General features: G+C 36.9%; 13 protein-coding genes. 7 read left to right on the top strand and 6 right to left on the bottom strand.

From position 1 onward, the window contains the following. Positions 1-669 precede the first annotated feature (669 nt). A complete protein-coding gene (locus tag PULV_RS21825; RefSeq protein ID WP_086743363.1) occupies positions 670-1,884 on the top strand; it encodes a replication protein A in 1,215 nt (404 codons plus the stop codon). A gap of 57 nt (positions 1,885-1,941) precedes the next feature. Here the strand turns inward: PULV_RS21825 and PULV_RS21820 are convergent, their stop codons facing one another. Next, a complete protein-coding gene (locus tag PULV_RS21820) occupies positions 1,942-2,811 on the bottom strand; it encodes a DNA replication terminus site-binding protein (protein WP_193332662.1) in 870 nt (289 codons plus the stop codon). Between the two features lie 189 nt (positions 2,812-3,000). On the opposite strand from PULV_RS21820, the gene PULV_RS21815 reads away from it, so the two are divergent. The 3 genes from PULV_RS21815 to PULV_RS21805 all read left to right on the top strand — a co-directional run bounded on the left by PULV_RS21815 (position 3,001) and on the right by PULV_RS21805 (position 6,159). Further along, on the top strand, positions 3,001-3,990 hold the full coding sequence (locus tag PULV_RS21815) for a FecCD family ABC transporter permease (protein ID WP_319609092.1): 990 nt from the start codon (positions 3,001-3,003) through the stop codon (positions 3,988-3,990). Then, the gene (locus PULV_RS21810) at positions 3,983-4,729 is read left to right on the top strand and encodes an ATP-binding cassette domain-containing protein (protein ID WP_193332660.1); all 747 of its coding nucleotides are present in this window, start codon (positions 3,983-3,985) and stop codon (positions 4,727-4,729) included. Before PULV_RS21815 ends, PULV_RS21810 begins: the two co-directional genes overlap by 8 nt. A 74-nt stretch (positions 4,730-4,803) precedes the next feature. Then, positions 4,804-6,159: a class II 3-deoxy-7-phosphoheptulonate synthase gene (locus PULV_RS21805; protein ID WP_176365150.1), complete on the top strand. Its 1,356-nt coding sequence runs from the start codon at positions 4,804-4,806 to the stop codon at positions 6,157-6,159. 29 nt (positions 6,160-6,188) lie between these two features. On the opposite strand, the gene ppsR is transcribed toward PULV_RS21805, so the two are convergent. Further along, entirely contained in the window at positions 6,189-6,998 is an 810-nt protein-coding gene (gene ppsR, locus PULV_RS21800) for a posphoenolpyruvate synthetase regulatory kinase/phosphorylase PpsR (RefSeq protein ID WP_086743368.1), read from the bottom strand. A gap of 282 nt (positions 6,999-7,280) precedes the next feature. Between ppsR and ppsA the strand changes: the two genes are divergently transcribed. Continuing rightward, a complete protein-coding gene (gene ppsA / locus PULV_RS21795) occupies positions 7,281-9,680 on the top strand; it encodes a phosphoenolpyruvate synthase (protein ID WP_193332659.1) in 2,400 nt (799 codons plus the stop codon). A 32-nt stretch (positions 9,681-9,712) separates the two neighbouring features. Here ppsA and PULV_RS21790 read toward each other — a convergent pair whose 3' ends face one another. Continuing rightward, positions 9,713-9,922 carry a PGPGW domain-containing protein gene (locus PULV_RS21790; protein ID WP_086743370.1) on the bottom strand — a complete coding sequence of 70 codons (210 nt, stop codon included), beginning with the start codon at positions 9,920-9,922 and terminating at the stop codon, positions 9,713-9,715. A 399-nt stretch (positions 9,923-10,321) separates the two neighbouring features. Between PULV_RS21790 and ydiJ the strand changes: the two genes are divergently transcribed. Continuing rightward, positions 10,322-13,360, top strand: a complete 3,039-nt coding sequence (gene ydiJ / locus PULV_RS21785) for a D-2-hydroxyglutarate dehydrogenase YdiJ (RefSeq protein ID WP_193332658.1) — start codon at positions 10,322-10,324, stop codon at positions 13,358-13,360. A 15-nt stretch (positions 13,361-13,375) separates the two neighbouring features. On the opposite strand, the gene PULV_RS21780 is transcribed toward ydiJ, so the two are convergent. The 3 genes from PULV_RS21780 to PULV_RS21770 all read right to left on the bottom strand — a co-directional run bounded on the left by PULV_RS21780 (position 13,376) and on the right by PULV_RS21770 (position 17,276). Further along, positions 13,376-14,572, bottom strand: coding sequence for a cation:proton antiporter (locus PULV_RS21780; protein WP_193332657.1), 1,197 nt, complete (start codon positions 14,570-14,572; stop codon positions 13,376-13,378). Continuing rightward, positions 14,572-15,783, bottom strand: coding sequence for a tyrosine-type recombinase/integrase (locus tag PULV_RS21775; protein ID WP_086743373.1), 1,212 nt, complete (start codon positions 15,781-15,783; stop codon positions 14,572-14,574). Before PULV_RS21775 ends, PULV_RS21780 begins: the two co-directional genes overlap by 1 nt. Before the next feature lie 203 nt (positions 15,784-15,986). Then, entirely contained in the window at positions 15,987-17,276 is a 1,290-nt protein-coding gene (locus tag PULV_RS21770; RefSeq protein ID WP_193332656.1) for an adenylate/guanylate cyclase domain-containing protein, read from the bottom strand. A 157-nt stretch (positions 17,277-17,433) separates the two neighbouring features. On the opposite strand from PULV_RS21770, the gene PULV_RS21765 reads away from it, so the two are divergent. Then, the gene (locus PULV_RS21765; RefSeq protein WP_193332655.1) at positions 17,434-18,651 is read left to right on the top strand and encodes an RsmB/NOP family class I SAM-dependent RNA methyltransferase; all 1,218 of its coding nucleotides are present in this window, start codon (positions 17,434-17,436) and stop codon (positions 18,649-18,651) included. Positions 18,652-18,657: the final 6 nt, after the last annotated feature.

Here is an 18,657-nt window from a genome sequence, read left to right as displayed (position 1 = left end):
AGGTAATAAAGGTTAAGGACTAAATATATTAACTTAATCTTTTGAAAAATAACAATAAATAATAAAATGTTGGATCAGGATTTTACTTGGTTAAGATCTGATTCTTAATAACTCGTAGATCAACTTTATACTAACTATTTTTTTTAATCACAGTTTATGTACAGGTTGTGCAGGTCGTTATTCATCTATTCAGTACTTTGGATCAATATGTTACTTACTAAATAGAGTTAAGTTGATTGGATCTTAATCCTTTTGAAGCATTTATGTACATTAAGATCAGATCTTTACTTAGCTAAGATCTGATCTGTACTAAGATGATGTTCGGTTATGCACAGTACTAATCTTAAATGACCCAAATAGACTTATTTGGATCATCATAATACTAACTCAAGTACTAAAAATAATTAAATTAGGTACGTTTATCTGCCTAATAAGGCTTTTCGCTTGTAAAAAAGAGCAATAACTTAGTAAAAAAGTGATCTGAAAACGTGACCTTAGTTAAATATTGATCTCAGTAGCTATTAAATCATCTTTGCATAATTAACTTAGTATACAGTTGATCTATGATCTTTTTTAATGACAGATCACTTTTATACTAACTTTAATAATTAACTTTTTGATGAGAATGTGTTGTTATAACTCGTCATAAAAAACTATACGGAAAAAACAATGTCGAGCAAGGTTAAGATTTCAGTTGAGAATCTTCCAGATACGCTAAGGGGCCAAATTCATGGTGTAGAAAGCGCCAATGATAATGAAAGCCTAGCGCTATTTACTGATAATAAAGATGTCAGAGTTCCAATTGAAAATTCTAGCCACGCGTTACGTGCTTATTCAAATACATTTAATCATTATGATTTATGGGGTCGGTTCGTCCGATCTGGACATAAGAAGTTGCCTGTAGAAGAAGCACCGAAAAGAACAATTGTAACAAGACGAATTTCTGAAAAAATTGACGGCATACAATACGACGGTGAAATAAAAATTACTCCTGCGGTTGTAAGCTCCCGCGAAGATGGCGAAGAACGAGAGTTTTTAGTTTGGCCTTCTGATCGAGAAGAAAAAGTAGAAAGGGCGTTAATCCGTTTGGCATCAAAAGGTAAAATTGTAAAAATCAATTTTAAGTCGGGTATCCAATACGCTGTTGTTTTTTCGATGAATGAGTTAGCACAAGAACTGAAAGGTGTTGGTCAGTCGATGCCTTTTCCACAAATAAAAGAATCTCTTGAAGCATTGCAAGGTTCTAAGCTTTCATTCAAATACTCTGCCACCGATACAAAAAATACGAATGTAGATGATTCATTTTACGAATCAAATATGAATTTTTTATCTTCGTTACACTTTAGTGGTAAAAAAGGCCAAGGCGGGAATGTCAAATGTGTGGCGTGCTTAAATGCATTTGTTCATAACATGATCGATAATTTAGATTATAAAGGTTATTACTTTAATCGAGCACAAGAATTAAAACGCGGTTTATCCCGTTGGATGATGCTTCGTCTTTATCACTTATGGCGATATGCGGCACCAGGTAAGACTCATCATTTCCGTTTACTTTCTATTATGGAAAAATATGGTTCGATATACGCGAATGATGAAATTACAGAGAATAAGTTAAAAGCACTTCGCCGTGATATGACGACTACAATGAAAGATTTAATCAACAAGGGTGTGATATCAGATTACACGATTGTAAATGTTAAAGATGATAAAACAGGTATTATTATTGATTACACTTATGAAATGCACCCATCTGATCAGTTTTGTGAAGAAATACTGACTCTAAACAAGCAAAATAAACGTTTAGAAATTCAAAGCGGTAAACGTATTGTAGAAGAGGCGCTTACTATTGATGGTGATCAGTTAGACGAAATTGTTTCTAAGTAAGCTATTGTTTGTATCGTGTAAAAAAGCAGTAATTTAACATAATTACTGCTTTTTTCGTTAATAGCGTTGTAAGAATAATCGTTCAACTAAGCTCTCTCGTTTGATTGTCCTTGGATCTGTTTCCTTTTTATAATAATCCGTTAAATGGCCTAATTTAACATCTTCGCTCGGATTGATTAAAATAAATGGTAACGCAGCACTGACGTGATACCTATTTTTTGCATCAAACCTGACATTAACTTGAGGACTAACCGGAGTAGGCCTGCGTATCCTCAGTTTTTCTTTATCAGATAATGATGACACACGAAGCAACTCTTTATTAACAAGCGCTCGCCAAGCTTCGGCATTAATTTTGTTTGTAACGCCATAATTCTCAGAGTTTTTTAACAGCGTAATGGCTTCAGCTTTAGTAAAAGTTTTAATTGAGTGTTTGTGCATCCAGGTAAAGCGAACAGAAAAGGGCTTATTTTGTTCAAAGTGGATTTGACGATATACCGCTAACGTTAACACATTAGGAATAGCATTATGAACAGCTTCAAATCTAGAGTCGTTATTTCCAATCTTTAAAATCATATTTTTAAATGCAAGCTTGGCTTGGTTTATCTGATTAATCCGATTAATTAAGTCGCTAGGATTCTGGGTATTAACAGCGATAATGCCTGGGTAGCGATTCAAAACACGACCGCTATGTTCATGTTCACGATAAACATGGGTTAAAGATTGGCAGCATTGATTAAAAGCATGATCTGCGAAATAGGGTTTAATAATAATTTCGTTACGGATTGTTTGCTCATCTTTAGTGAGTACTGGCGGTATGTGATAAAAGCTACAATACGGTGACTCTAATTGTTTTAATTCTTCTATTAATTCATTGGTCATCAACATGATCGAATCAAATTGACTACGAAGGTTAAATTTGTAACCCATAAGAACACATCATACTAAATCATTTTATTTGTATCTTACCTGAGGCATTTTACTTGTCTACTTTTTTTATTTTTTTCTCGATGCTGAGTATATCTTAATTAAATTAAAAGTATGATGTGTTCTTAATTGGGCTATCTTATCTAATTGTATTTGGTACAATCATCGAAATTTATTTATGGATATTAAGCATTGCAGAATACGGCTATATACTCACTTACCTTCTTGTTTTGTCTGACTCTATATTTGGCCGCTTTTAACGGAGGTCTTCACATTCCAACTATCTCAATTTTTGAGATGAGTGAACTAGAAAAAACGATAGTTTTAGAACTACGCCTACCAAAAATAATCACCGCAATTTTAGTAGGGATCTCACTAAGTATTGCCGGACATTTGTACCAATTATTACTGAGTAACCCTTTAGCAGAACCGAGCTTATTAGGGGTGAGTAGCTTATGTTCTTTATTTATAATACTCGGTGCTGCGGTTTTCACTTATTACAACTTTAAGTATGATGTGTTCTTTTTGTTTTTATTTGGCTGCATAGGCAGTGCTTTTGCTTTATTCAGTGTTTTTAAGATAGCGAAGAGATTAGGGAATTATTCAGGCTCGTCATTGATCTTAAGTGGAATATGTATCACGACAATGGCATCAGCAGTGATCAGTTGGATAATTTATTACTCTAATAATGAACAATTGCGACAATTTAGTATGTGGATGCTAGGAAGTTTTGAACACGTAAATTATTCGCTGCTTTGTTTAGTCGGTATTTTTGTAGTATTAATTACAACGTATATAGTTTCGAAACGTCACCATCTTGATCTTATCTATTTAGGTGATAAAAATGCGCGCTTATATGGCCTCAACACTCTTAAATGTCGTCGCAATAACTTAATATTAGCCAGTATTTTAACGGCATGTGCAGTGACGCTTGGAGGCATGATTACCTTTATCGGTTTACTCGTCCCTCACGCGACACGATTGATATTTGGGCACAGTAACAAACGACTTGTTCCTTTATTAATTGTTAATGGCGCTATGATTATGCTGTTAATTGAGTGGTTATCAAGAACGCTTACAATTTATCAATTGCCAATTTCTCTTATCACCACATGTATTGGCGGACCCATCTTCCTCGGCGTATTATTCTCAAATTTCAAAAATAGAGCAGGCTATGCTTAATATTGAACAAGTTGAATACACAATAAATCGTGACTTTAAAATAGGTCCAATCTCTTTGACATTGTCCACTGGGTTTTACCACTTATTAGGCCCTAATGGTTCAGGTAAAACGACTCTGTTAGATATTATATCAGGCTTAATTCCGGCTAAAAAAGGCATAATCAGCATTAGTGAAGAGCCTGTCACTTTGTTCAATACTATTAATATCAGTCAATTAAGACGTTATTTGACTCAGCAACAAGACATTCATTTTTCTCTGTCTGTAAAAGAAATGCTTTTTATCGCGCACAATGATTTAAATATACAGTCTAAAACAAATCATATAATTTTAGCGGGCCTTGATTTACTCCCATTACTGGATAAAAAGATTTGCAATTTATCTGGCGGAGAGCAACAAAGGGCACATCTAGCGCGCGTTTTACTTAATATAGACTCGCACTCACCTCAGTTACTTTTATTTGATGAGCCATACACAGGATTAGATGTAAAACATAAATACTGGTTAAATCATTATTTAAAACAACAGGCTGCGGATCACTGCATCATAATATGTCATCATGAACTTAACTTAGCACTAAATTGCAATCAAAGTGCAATAATCATGAATAAAGGGGCTATACACACTGTAGTAACTGATGCTTCAACTATTAAAAAAGATACTTTAATGCGGGTATTTTCCTTGCCTGAGGGCTCTATTAATACTTTAAATGACTCTAAGGTACAAATAATTGGTATTTAGCGACGTTTATACCTTGAAATTTGTCACCAGACCTGTAAATTCAAGGCTGAGGTAATCGGAATGAGGAAATTAACGTGGAACCTTGGAACCCAAATAGTTGGAGACAAAAACCAATTGTTCAGCAGCCAGAATACCCTGATGCTGCACAATTAGCTGAAGTTGAAAAACAACTCAATAGCGCCCCCCCTTTAGTGTTTGCTGAAGAAACACGCAGCCTTTATAAAGAGCTAGCGGCTGTTTGTGAAGGAAAAGCCTTTTTACTACAAGGTGGAGATTGCGCAGAGTCATTTTCTGATTTTAACGCTGCCAATATTCGCGATACATTTAAAACAATCATGCAAATGGCCGTTGTTTTGACGTATGGCGGGAAATGTCCTGTCGTTAAAATCGCGCGTATGGCAGGGCAATATGCCAAGCCACGTTCAACAGATTATGAAACGATTGATGGCGTTAGTTTGCCTTCGTACCGTGGCGATATCATCAATAATTTCGAATTCACGCCAGAGGCTCGAATCCCTGATCCGCAACGTTTAATGACGGCCTATCACCATAGTGCTGCAACATTAAACTTGTTACGTGCGTTTGCACAAGGTGGTTTAGCTGATTTACATCAAGTAAATCGTTGGAATATGAGTTTCGTTGCAGCGAACCCGCTTAAAGATAAATACCAACGTCTTGCTGATCGTATTCAAGACTCATTAGAGTTTATGGAAGTGTGTGGCATTAATTCAACTAATGCACCATCTTTACGTGAAACGGATTTATATACGTCTCATGAAGCACTTTTATTAGGTTATGAAGAAGCACTCACAAGACGCGATCACCTCTCTGGTGATTGGTATGATTGTTCAGCTCACTTTGTTTGGATTGGTGAACGTACTCGACAATTGGACCATGCTCATATTGAGTTTTTCCGTGGGATTAAAAACCCGATTGGTGTCAAAGTCGGCCCGGGTATGGACCCTGATGAATTAATTCGTTTAATTGATGCAGTCAACCCTGAAAACATTCCTGGTCGTTTAACGCTAATAACCCGTATGGGCGCAGATGTGCTACCTGAAAAACTGCCTGCTTTAGTCAGACGCGTGCAAGAAGAGGGACGTAAAGTAGTCTGGAGTTCAGATCCGATGCACGGTAATACCGAAAAAGCCAATACAGGCTATAAAACTCGTAGCTTTAACAATATATTACGCGAAATTAGCCAATTTTTTGCGGTGCACAAGTCTGAAGGCTCATACCCTGGTGGCATTCATTTAGAAATGACGGGTCAACATGTTACTGAGTGTACCGGTGGTGCTTATGGTTTATCTGAGCACGATCTAGCACAACGATATCGTACTCAATGTGATCCGCGCTTAAACGCAGATCAAGTATTAGAGCTCGGGTTTTTAGTTGCTGATTTATTAAAAGACGCTCGAAAAAAATCTTAACAACGAAAAAGCACCATAAGGTGCTTTTTTTAATATTTTCGCCTTTCTAAACCCGTTTCAGCTAAAATTTTTGCAGAGATCTCTTCAACGGAATAATGCGTCGAGCTTAAATAAGGAATTTTATTATTCTTATAAAGCATTTCCACTTCACGTATCTCTAAACGGCATTGACGCAGTGATGCATAACGCGAGTTGGCCATCCGTTCATGCCTAATAGCGGCTAAACGCTCAGGCTCAATCGTCAAACCAAATAATTTTTTGCGATAGGGGATTAAGGCTTTAGGTAACCTCAATTCGTCCATATCATCTTCAGTGAAAGGATAGTTGGCAGCCTTAATCCCATACTGAAGCGCTAAATAAAGGCTTGTCGGAGTTTTACCACATCGGCTTACGCCAACAAGAATAATGTCAGCTTCATCATAATCTTTTAAGTTAGAGCCATCGTCATTAGCCAGCGCGTAATTTACAGCATCAATCCTAAAGTCATAATTTTTTTCGTGGATGCTATGAGTACGATGTGTCCTCGGTACCGGCGCAACCTTCAATTCACTTTGCACTTTATCACTGATTGTGGTTAAAAAATCATACGTGATCGCATCGGCTTCATTGAGAATATCGCTCAATTCAGGGTTAACAAACGTATAAAATACCAATGGACGCTCACCTGAAATTTTTGAGCAGGCATTAATTTGAGCTTTAATTTCTAAAGCTTTTTCGACGGTTTCAACAAATGGGATGGTAATATGTTTGAATTCAACAGGGAATAAAGACAAGGTTGCATGCCCAAATACCTCTGCGGTAATCGCTGTTCCATCTGAAATATAAAAAGCAGATCGCATTTTAACTCCTAAAAATTCAACAAACATGCATGTTTATTGTTGCCAAACAAGATTAAGCAACATCGTGTGTTTACGTCGCTATGCCGCACAGTGTAGAATTAACGAGACATTTACGAAAGACATTTTTAAACGGTGTAACTCACCCATTATAAAGTGGTAAGTGTCGGTTCATGACTTATAATTTCTGTATTAACCCCGTTCAAAAACAAGGGCATGTTTAAAATGGTTGCACAAGCACGTAAATTATTTTGAGCCCCCTAACTATATAGTGAAATATATTAAATGATTTCAAATAGTAACAAACTCTCACAAGAATATATCCTCTGGTATCAAGACTTAGGCATGCATGATGTTCCACGCGTAGGTGGTAAAAATGCATCTTTAGGTGAAATGATTTCTAATTTAGCGACTGCAGGTGTACAAGTTCCTGGTGGTTTTGCAACCACTTCTGAAGCATTTAATGACTTCTTAGAGCAGTCAGGTCTCAATGCAAAAATTTATGCAGTACTCGATCACCTTGATGTTGATGATGTAAATAAGCTTGCGAAAGTTGGCGCCGATATCCGTCAATGGATTATTGATACTCCATTTCAAGCAGACTTAGATAGTGCAATTCGTCAAGCTTATAGCTCCTTGCATGGTGACGAAACTGCAGATGTCTCTTTTGCTGTACGTTCATCTGCTACAGCAGAAGACATGCCTGATGCATCATTCGCGGGTCAGCAAGAAACATTCTTAAATGTACGTGGTATCGATGCCGTCATGACGGCGATTAAACATGTATTTGCGTCATTATTTAATGACCGAGCCATTTCGTATCGCGTACACCAAGGCTACGATCATCGTGGAGTCGCGTTATCAGCCGGTATTCAGCGTATGGTTCGCTCAGATAAAGCCTCATCTGGGGTCATGTTCAGTATTGATACCGAATCTGGTTTTGAAGACGTTGTGTTTGTTACATCAAGCTACGGTCTTGGTGAAATGGTGGTACAAGGTGCGGTTAACCCAGATGAATTTTATGTCCACAAACCAACACTTGCAAAAAATTGCCCGTCAGTTGTACGTCGTAATTTAGGCTCTAAAGCCATTGAAATGGTGTATTCATCAGATTTGAGTCATGGAAAACAAGTCGAAATCATAGATATTGAGCCTGCTCGTTCTAATCAGTTTTCAATCACTGATGAAGAAGTCATGGAGCTTGCAAAACAAGCGGTTATTATCGAAAAGCATTATGGTCGCCCAATGGATATTGAGTGGGCAAAAGATGGTAACGACGGCAAGTTGTATATTGTTCAAGCTCGCCCTGAAACCGTACGCTCTAACGAAGATGCCAATGTCATGGAGCGTTATCAGTTAAATGAAACCTCAACGGTGATTGCTGAAGGACGCGCGATAGGGCACAAAATAGGTTCAGGTGTTGTGCGAGTGCTCAACGATATTTCTGAAATGGATCAAGTTCAAGTTGGTGATGTTTTAGTCACAGATATGACAGATCCTGATTGGGAACCTATCATGAAGCGTGCTGCAGCCATTGTTACTAACCGAGGTGGACGTACCTGCCACGCTGCAATCATTGCCCGCGAATTAGGTATTCCTGCCGTTGTTGGCTGTGGCAACGCAACTGATTTAATCAAAGCGAACCAACATGTGACTGTTTCGTGCGCCGAAGGTGACACAGGGTATATTTACCAAGGTGAACTAAAACACGAAGTGATCACATCTCGCATAGATGAAATGCCTTCTCTACCAATGAAAATCATGATGAATGTCGGTAATCCTGATCGTGCATTTGATTTCGCTCGTTTACCTCATGCTGGTGTGGGCCTTGCCCGCCTTGAATTCATAATTAACCGTATGATTGGTGTGCATCCTAAAGCATTAATTAATTATGATGCTCAATCTGATTCGGTAAAATCTGAAATCAATGACATGATTGCAGGCTACGAATCACCTGTCGAATTCTATATCGCCAAATTAGTGGAAGGCATAGCAACACTAGGCTGTGCATTTGCACCGGAACGAGTGATTGTTCGGATGTCTGACTTTAAGTCAAACGAATATGCAAACCTCGTTGGGGGTCGTCAATACGAGCCTGAAGAAGAAAACCCAATGATTGGTTTTAGAGGCGCTGCTCGTTATATCTCTGAAGACTTCCGTGATTGTTTTGCTCTAGAATGTGAAGCGATTAAACGAGTCAGAAATCAAATGGATTTAACAAATGTAGAAATCATGATTCCATTTGTTAGAACACTTGAAGAAGGTAAACGTGTTATTGAATTACTTGAAGAGCATGGCCTTAAACGCGGTGAAAATGGTCTAAAAGTCATTATGATGTGTGAACTACCATCAAACGCGTTACTAGCTGATGAGTTCTTAGAGTATTTTGATGGTTTCTCAATTGGGTCGAATGACTTAACACAATTAACACTTGGCCTAGATCGCGATTCTGGTTTAATTGCTCATTTATTTGATGAACGTAATCCTGCGATTAAAAAGTTATTATCAATGGCAATTCAAAGTGCAAAAGCCAAAGGCAAGTATGTCGGAATTTGTGGTCAGGGCCCATCTGATCATGAAGATTTCGCAGCTTGGTTGGTCGAACAAGGCATCGATTCTGTCTCGTTAAACCCAGATACGGTATTAGAAACTTGGTTGTACCTAGCTAAGCAACTGGCTAAATAAGAAAACAATAAAAAGGAGCTTCGGCTCCTTTTTTAACGCTTAAAAAATTTATCTAATTGTTGGCATGACACTTTAAGTAAACGTTGGCAATGACTTAAATAATCTCGCGCCTTTGGATAATAAAAAGAAAGTAAAAATAAACCAGCAATAAAAAAAATCAAAGATGGCCCTGGTACGATCACAAACATCAAGCCAAGACAAAAACACAATCCCGCCACAACAATAAAAAAATATTTTTTCATAATTATTCACTCCTTGATTGGGGTTGTTTCTTTCGTGTTTAAATTTTGTGCGAGATAAAAGCGTTTTTATCGCGGCGAGCAGTGTGTAGCCTAGTCATTCTAAGCAAATACTGCTCAACAAAGATAAATACGCTTTTAGCCGACCCCTTCGGGCAGCGTTTGTTGGGTATTTTTACTGCGTTATTGCTTTTTCGTGTAGCTCGCTATACCACAAAAGCGCTTCCTTGTATAAATGCCCAACAATTCGCTGCAAAAATCATCACGAAAGATCAACAGCCCCTAGAGTATAACCAATTAGTCATTTCCAATTGTTAAATGTTGTTACAAAACATCAATAGCTCAATTTTCATTAAATATTAACGTGATATAATAGAAAAAAATCTCAGCAACTAAACCGTCATGATTGCAAAAATAAGTCAGCAGCACCTCTTACCTCCATTGGTTTATGAGTTCATCTCTCAATTAAAAAATTCTCCTTTTACTGGTGATATCGATCACTCCTATGCGACGCGAATTGTTAATGCAACAGACAACAGTATTTACCAACAATTGCCTCAAGCAGTATTATTTCCAAAAACGTCGGCTGACATAAATACGATATTGGCTTTAGCTAATAATGAGGCTTTCCACTCAATTAAATTTGGTCCAAGAGGCGGCGGAACCGGCACCAATGGACAATCTCTCACCCCAGGTGTGGTCATTGATCTGTCTAGACACATGCGAAAAATACTCGAAATTAATGTAGAAGAAAAATGGGTTCGAGTGCAAACCGGTGTTATAAAAGATCAGCTTAATGATTTCCTAAAGCCCTATGGTTTTTTCTTTTCTCCTGATCTGTCGACCAGTAATAGAGCCACAATTGGTGGCATGATTAATACAGATGCTTCAGGGCAAGGCTCCCTCGTATACGGTAAAACAAGTGATCATGTTTTAGGTTTAAAAACATCGTTGATGAATGGAACTGAAATCAACACATACGCAATGCCAACAAAACAGGCACAAGCAATTGCTGAGCAAAGCAATCTTGAGGGGGAAATATACCGAACAGTTCTCGATATCGGGCTGTCTAAAAGAAATGAAATTATTGCAAAGTTTCCACGCCTAAACCGCTTTTTGACTGGCTATGATCTTGAACATATTTTGAGTGATGACCTAGATACATTTGATTTATCCCGGATCATTACAGGCTCAGAAGGTTCATTAGGGATTGTGACTGAAGCAAAACTAAATTTAACTCCCATTGCGCCTTTTAAAACGCTGATTAATATCAAGTACGACAGTTTTGATTCTGCATTACGAAACTCACCATTTTTAGTCGCTGCAAATGCAACGTCAGTAGAAACTGTAGATAGTAAAGTCCTTAATTTAGCTAAAGAAGATTTAATCTGGCACTCAGTATCGGACTTAATAACAGATATCCCCAATAAACAAATGCTCGGCTTAAATATGGTCGAATTTAATGCAGAGCAACAAACTGACATAGATGAAAAAGTCACTTTGTTGTGTGACAAGCTCGATGCGCTAATACAGAACGAAGAAGCAGGAGTCATTGGCTATCAGGTTTTGACTGATAAAGCTGATATTTTAAAAATTTATGCCATGCGTAAAAAGTCGGTTGGTTTATTAGGGAATACAAAAGGGCAACAAAAGCCTCTTGCGTTTGCTGAAGATACCGCCGTACCACCAGAAAATCTCGCTGATTTTATTGTTGAATTTAGAACCTTACTCGACAGACATAATTTGAGTTATGGCATGTTCGGCCATGTCGATGCGGGGGTGCTTCATGTTCGCCCGGCTTTAGATATGTGTGATCCTATTCAAGAAAAACTATTAAGAACAATTTCAGATGAGGTCGTAAAATTAACCGCCAAATACGGCGGCTTAATGTGGGGTGAACACGGGAAAGGTTATAGAAGCGAATATGGCCCAGAGTTTTTTGGCGAAGATCTGTATCTACAATTAAGAAAAATTAAAACCATCTTTGACCCAAAAAACCGGATTAACCCTGGTAAAATTTGTACGCCTCTATCATCAAATGAGCAGTTAGTGAGTGTCGATGATCAAAAACGCGCTTGGCTCGATAAACAAATTCCAACCGAAGTGAAGGCCGATTTTTCTAACGCCATGAATTGCAATGGAAATGGATTATGTTTTAATTATGATGAAAACTCTCCGATGTGCCCATCTTACAAAGTCACTGGTGATAGGCGGTTTTCGCCAAAAGGCCGAGCAAGTCTTATGCGAGAATGGTTGCGGTTGCAAAACGAACAAGACATCGATTTACTCAATACAGAGCACCAATTAGTAAACGGGCAATCACTTTCATGGTTCCAAAAATTTCAAAATAATATCGATAAAAAAGCAAACGTCTATGACTTTAATCACGAAGTGAAACAGTCAATGGATGAATGCTTAGCCTGTAAAGCTTGTACAACAGCGTGCCCAATTAAAGTCGATGTCCCAACATTCCGATCACGGTTTTTAAATTTTTATCATGCTATATATGGTCGCCCATTAAAAGATTATGTGGTCGCGAACATTGAAAAAACAGCCCCATTAATGTCTCGTGTTAATTGGCTGATTAATCCTTTTTTGAAAAACCAATTGATACAAAATCTAATCAAAAAAACCATAGGCTATGTAGATACACCGATTTTAAGTCAACCTGATTTAAAAAGTAGATTAAGTCAATCACATGTATTTAATATGTCTTCCTTGCAAGCGTTAAGTGATGAAGAAAAATCAAATACAGTCTTAATCGTTCAAGATCCCTTTACTAGTTTTTACGAAGCTGAATTAGTGACTGCTTTTATCACAGTACTTGAAAAGTTAGGTAAAAAAGTACAAGTGCTCCCATTCAAACCTAATGGTAAAGCCCAGCACGTGAAAGGTTTTTTAGAAGAGTTTAATGCCACCGCGACGACTGCAGCTCAATTTTTAAATCAAGTAAGCCAATTAAATATTCCGTTAGTCGGACTCGATGCTTCATTAGTCATGTGTTACCGCGATGAATATGTGTCTGTTTTAAAAGATCAGCGTGGAGATTTTAATGTCCTGCTGGCACATGAGTATTTACAAAACTGTCAGTTCCAAGATTTAAATAAACGCATTGGTAAACAAATAACGTTATTAAGTCACTGCACAGAAACAACCGCTTTACCTGGTGCAACAACAATTTGGAAAAATATTTTTGCCGATGTTGGTATCGAATTAAACACTCCTCAAATTGGCTGTTGTGGCATGGCCGGAACCTATGGTCATGAAAAACAAAATCAATTAAATTCAAAAACACTCTACGAGATGAGTTGGAAACAACATATTGAAAATAAGCCGATTGAAGATATTGTCGCTACCGGTTTTTCCTGCCGCAGCCAAGTAAAACGGTTTGAGAAAACTAAACCAAAACATCCAATAGAATATTTAGCGACTTATTTATAAATGAAAAGCTGAGTCTCACTCAGCTTTTTTTTGCTTGAACAGTTTGATAATAGGTTGAGTGGATAAACCATGAATTACAACACTTAATAAAATGACCGTGAAACAAATGCTCACTAAAAATTCTTTATTTGCGATTTCAGATTGATATAACATTAGCGCAAAGACTATCGATGCCATTCCTCTTGGGCCAAACCAGCCAAAAGTTATTTTTTCTTTTACACTTAACTGAGTAAAGTATAAAGAAAAAATGACAGGCAACATACGTAAAAACGTCAAAGACAATAATGCATAACAGATAATCGCAACACTAATCGTGTTAACTAATAAATTGAATGCCGTAAATCCAAAAAAACACCAAATGATGGCCGACATAAAATCAGATAGTTGCTCGGAATCTTTTACAAATTTATTTTTAGCCTGACCTTTATAAAACCAATCAAAAATCAAACCTGATATAAACACGGCTATAAATCCGCTGCCTTCAATCGCCTGTGTAAAACTATAAATAAATACCGCAATAGCAGTAAACAAAAACGGGCTAGATTTATTGATAAAATAATGTTTGTTTTCACAATAGTGAACCATTAACAGCACTATGGCCATCGAGATAAAAGCCACAAAAATTGCAATTCCAATTTCTCGAGATAATAATTCAACCGCAAGTGTTAATGGTTTACTATTCGTCTGATGTGTTGCTGCGGCTAATAAAAACAGAAAAATTGGTACACAGAGCCCATCGTTCAAACCACTTTCAGTATTAATTCCTTCACGTAAAGTAATAGGAACAGACTCTGCTTTTAAAAATGAGCGACTTAACGCAGCATCAGTCGGGGTAATAATTATTGCCACCAAGGCGGATGACAAAAAAGGCAGTGAAGTAAAAAATATATTCATCGTCAATGCAGAGAAAATAAACGTCAACGGGAGTGCAACTATTAACAGTAAAAGAGGGTAGGTGTAATTGCGTCGTAATATTTTCAAATCAGCATTAGCAGCATCGACAAACAAAACACTTGCCAGCGTTAACTCTATAATTAATTGCATTGATGAACTAAGAAAATTGATATCAATGACAGGATCAACCCACGTTAGTAGAAAACCTAACAGTACAAAAAACATGGGTCCAGTGATTTCATTATGCTCAAGTTGTCTCAAAGTGACTGAATAAACAAAAGCGGCAAAAGCGATGAATGCTAGATTTAGATATTCCACTAAATTTTCCTTGTTATTCCTGACTTAGCTCGTTCTTTTACGTTGGTTTGAATATAAATTTGGTCAGTGGTTGCGAGTTTTGCATGACCCAAATCTTCAGACAAATGTTTTAATGGCCGCGATTGTGCATCATGGGTTGCACCAGTATGTCGTAACCAATGAGCTGTCGCTGAACACAGTTGATCCGCATCATCAATGAATCCATCTTTTCTTAATGATTTTTCTGCTAAATCAAAACTTTGCTGAACGAGCCTGCGAATTTGTCGAACTTCCATGCCACCTTGTCCTCGCAATTTATGAATAATTGCATGAGGTTCATCTACTGTCGGTAAACTTGGCAAGCCTCTATAACGGCGATAACGTTTAAGATACTCTAAAAAATCGGATGATAATGTGACATCACGTAACTTATTTCCTTTACCCATTACACGTAAAAACCAAAAACCATCATTATCTTGCCAAAAATGGGACATAACAGGGGACCACTGAGGTCGTTCTGATAATTCAGAAATTCGAAGATATAAACCTTTTAAGCACGCCAATGTGAACAAGTTGCGTTCTAAGTTTGGATTTTCAGTAGCTAAATCTTTGGTTATACCAAATACATATTCCCACTGAATATCACTTAAAGTATCGGGTTGATTAATCTGAGATTGGGTAATCAAGTAGGGGCAATTTTTTTTGACTACAGGAACAAAATTAGCAAACGTTTTTTCTTCTAAAATCGCAAACTTATAAAAAACATTTAACGCAGTAAACATAGATGAAATGGTTTGTTGACTGATACGGTGAGTTTTCACCATAAATGGTCGCCATTTATCATTCGCAATCCGTTGACCATTTATATCTTTATAACGCCATTGTACAGAATCACTTATCCATGCATTATCTGGTTCAATCACAAATTCCACATAAGATTCAATGTCTTCACGTTTTAGATCAAAAACAGATTTTTCAGCAATTAACCAAGCCCATAGATGAAATCGTTCGATTTCGTTCCTAAAACGATTGAAAGTAGATTCTGACTTTCGGCCATATACATACAAAAATAAATATAAGAACTTTAATTCAGTCAAAACGGTAGGAACGGTGGAAGTTAATGATCGCAAAAATTCATTCAGTTGAGGGTATTCTGAATGTAACGTCTCATCATCTAAATGAGCTATTTGGTATCGTAACTGTTTTAAGGTATCAACGAGAGAAATGAACATAATAATCAACTGAATTTATTACTATTATCCGCTTAAAGTCCGATACTGTCTAGTATTGGACATAAATTTATATATAAAACTGTTAATACACTGCAAAGATGATCATAAAAATGCAGGCGAGATTTAAATTAGCAGGGACTTTATCATGCTAGTTTTAAATAATAGCTTATTTAACATAATCTTAATTATAAGATGTTAATATTCTATTTGAAGTGACCAACAAGCTCTCCTGTTAGTGAACCATTTGTTTGATGTGCTTTTAGGGTCAAATTAAAAAGTGAGTCTTGCCAAATAATTTCATCTTCAAAATGCTCAATTCTTTTCTCTGACAACTCAATCTTTGTTTTATATGTATCGATATGGTTAGATTTCTCAATAACAAAATTGAAATCGACTAAATTGTTTATCTTTTCAATCGTCATGGACAAGTAAAAGTTTTGAATTTTCATTATTCCATCTTGCCAATATAACACTTCGAATTCTTGATTATATTTATTAATACCTTGCTTTATATTATAGAAATTTAACCGTGGCAATACCCAACTATCGTAATCAGTGTTGATATTATTAACACCGTAATTGACCGAAATGATTGAGTACTGTCTTTCAAACTTAGATATTGGATAATAAAGTAGATATTCACTTTTAAATAAACCATTGTTTTTAAATTGATTCTTCCCATCCAGGACAACAAGTTCATCATGCTGATGAGTATCCACAATTCTAAGCTCACTAGACTGCTGTTCAATAAAAAATAATTTAGGAACAATGTATTCTTGATAAGAATAATAAAATATAGACATACTCACTAAAAAAGAAATCGCATACACATATATAAAGTTAACTGAATATACTGCGCCTTGTTTTGGTTTTCTGGCTGAATTGGTACTTGGTAAATAAACTTCAAACACGTTCACTTTTTCTGTGATCCCTTTTAGTTTATAAAAACCATGATCTTTCCAGGCGAGATTTGATTGTGATTTTAACCAACCGCTTGCACTGTCAAATACCGAATAACTCATCAAAATTTGGTCACCCTGAGCTAAATTTTCAATACGGGATGCTCTATTGACATGCCGACCAAAAATATCAAGTTGTACATCATTTTCGACGGATACCTGTCCCACATGCAAGCCAATCCGAATTGATAATGCTTTATCATCCACAGTCAGTTGCTTAATTTGCTGCTGTATAGCAATGGCCGTTTCGACTCCAACAGAAGGCTCTGCAAATATGGCCATCACTGAGTCACCTATAAATTTTATAACTAAACCACTGTATTGTTTTTCAATAATATCGCTCAATAGCTGGTCATGCTCTTGATGGATGAGACTTGAAAACTGATCCCCTTTTTTTTCGGTAATTTCAGTAAAGCCGACAATATCCGTAAACATAATCGTTAATACAGCGGCATTATGACTTTTGATATAATCAATAATATGATCATTTTCTTGCGATGATATCGGCACTGGTGCGTTAAAGTTTGGCTTCATAGATATTCGCAAAATTAAACAAGATGGTATTTAGTTTAGGATAAAATCCTGTGCGGACAATAAATACTCTCTCAATCCAATAAATGGCGTGAATTAACCTTGCTTATCTAATGTCAAAAACCTATGATCTTCGACAATTTTATTTTAGGTTTTCAACATGTCAAAGTTTGTGCTTACACCTCGCGTTTGCCACTCTACTATTCGTATTTTAGAAGATGTAGTAAACAAGCAACTTGCTTTAGATAAGGCATATTCATATCAATTTCAGAATATGGAATTGACTAGTCAAGAACACGCTGACATCACCCAAGTAGTAGGCAGTATCATACGCAAGTTAAATCTTTATTTAACAATACTTGAAATTACTTCTGATAAACTTATTGAAAATCAAGCATCTTTGTTTGTTGTCTGGTCTATTTTAAACGATTTAGCAACTCCGTCTCACATACAGCATACCGAGCAACAAGTGAGAGAATTTAACAGTCGTATTGATAGTTTAACAACAAATGTGGTGTTACAAGACGGATGCCCTGATTGGTTAGATACGCTTGGTCATGAACAATTAGCTGAACAATGGCCTGCAGAACGAGCCGCCCTTTCACTCCCACCAAAGCGCTATATTCGAGTTAATACACTTAAAGGTGACCAAGCAACACTCAAGAATCAATTGCAAGCTGAAGGTATCACCGCCATTGATGTGCCTAACTTAGCCAACGTGTTAGAAATCACCTCGAATTCTAGCTTATTCAAAAGTACTGCCTTTCAAAATGGACTTTTTGAACAGCAAGATCCAGGCTCTGTGTTAATTCTTAATGCGCTTGATGTAAAACCCGGTCACAAAGTCATTGATGCATGTGCCGGTGCAGGTGGTAAGTCATTAGGATTGGCTTCTCAAATGAAACGTAAAGGGCGTTTATTAGCGATGGATATAGAGCAACATAAGCTTGATACACTCAAAGTGCGAGCCAAAAGAGCCAGTGCAGATAATATTGAAACTCGGTTAATAACTTCAAGCAAAACAATCAAGCGTTTAAAACTAAGTACAGACAGGCTGTTACTCGATGTCCCTTGCTCAGGACTAGGTGTGCTAAAAAGAAATCCGGATGCTAAATGGCATCGGGATATGTCAGTCACCCTACCCGATTTACTTGCTTTACAAGCAGACATTTTGACTCGATACACAAAAATGTTAAAAGTTGGTGGCGAGGTTGTTTATGCAACTTGTTCTATTTTACCTTGCGAAAATCAAGATCAAATCGACAAATTTCTGGCTGAAAACCAAAACTTTGAATTACTAGCATCTGAAACTATTTCACCAGCCAATACCGGTTTTGATGGTTTTTATTGGGCTAAGTTACGTCGTATTACTGAATAACACGCA

The organism is Pseudoalteromonas ulvae UL12, from assembly GCF_014925405.1.
Classification (GTDB): Bacteria; Pseudomonadota; Gammaproteobacteria; order Enterobacterales; family Alteromonadaceae; genus Pseudoalteromonas; species Pseudoalteromonas ulvae.
Note: the sequence above shows the minus strand (reverse complement) of the source record. Positions and strands in the feature narration are given on the sequence as shown.

What these genes read in the sequence shown, in the direction of transcription:
- PULV_RS21825 (WP_086743363.1), top strand. Translation starts at nt 670, where the DNA reads ATGTCGAGCAAGGTTAAGATTTCAGTTGAGAATCTTCCAGATACGCTA.
- PULV_RS21820 (WP_193332662.1), bottom strand. Translation starts at nt 2,811, where the DNA reads ATGGGTTACAAATTTAACCTTCGTAGTCAATTTGATTCGATCATGTTG.
- PULV_RS21810 (WP_193332660.1), top strand. Translation starts at nt 3,983, where the DNA reads ATGCTTAATATTGAACAAGTTGAATACACAATAAATCGTGACTTTAAA.
- ppsR (WP_086743368.1), bottom strand. Translation starts at nt 6,998, where the DNA reads ATGCGATCTGCTTTTTATATTTCAGATGGAACAGCGATTACCGCAGAG.
- ppsA (WP_193332659.1), top strand. Translation starts at nt 7,281, where the DNA reads ATGATTTCAAATAGTAACAAACTCTCACAAGAATATATCCTCTGGTAT.
- PULV_RS21790 (WP_086743370.1), bottom strand. Translation starts at nt 9,922, where the DNA reads ATGAAAAAATATTTTTTTATTGTTGTGGCGGGATTGTGTTTTTGTCTT.
- ydiJ (WP_193332658.1), top strand. Translation starts at nt 10,322, where the DNA reads ATGATTGCAAAAATAAGTCAGCAGCACCTCTTACCTCCATTGGTTTAT.
- PULV_RS21775 (WP_086743373.1), bottom strand. Translation starts at nt 15,783, where the DNA reads ATGTTCATTTCTCTCGTTGATACCTTAAAACAGTTACGATACCAAATA.
- PULV_RS21770 (WP_193332656.1), bottom strand. Translation starts at nt 17,276, where the DNA reads ATGAAGCCAAACTTTAACGCACCAGTGCCGATATCATCGCAAGAAAAT.
- PULV_RS21765 (WP_193332655.1), top strand. Translation starts at nt 17,434, where the DNA reads ATGTCAAAGTTTGTGCTTACACCTCGCGTTTGCCACTCTACTATTCGT.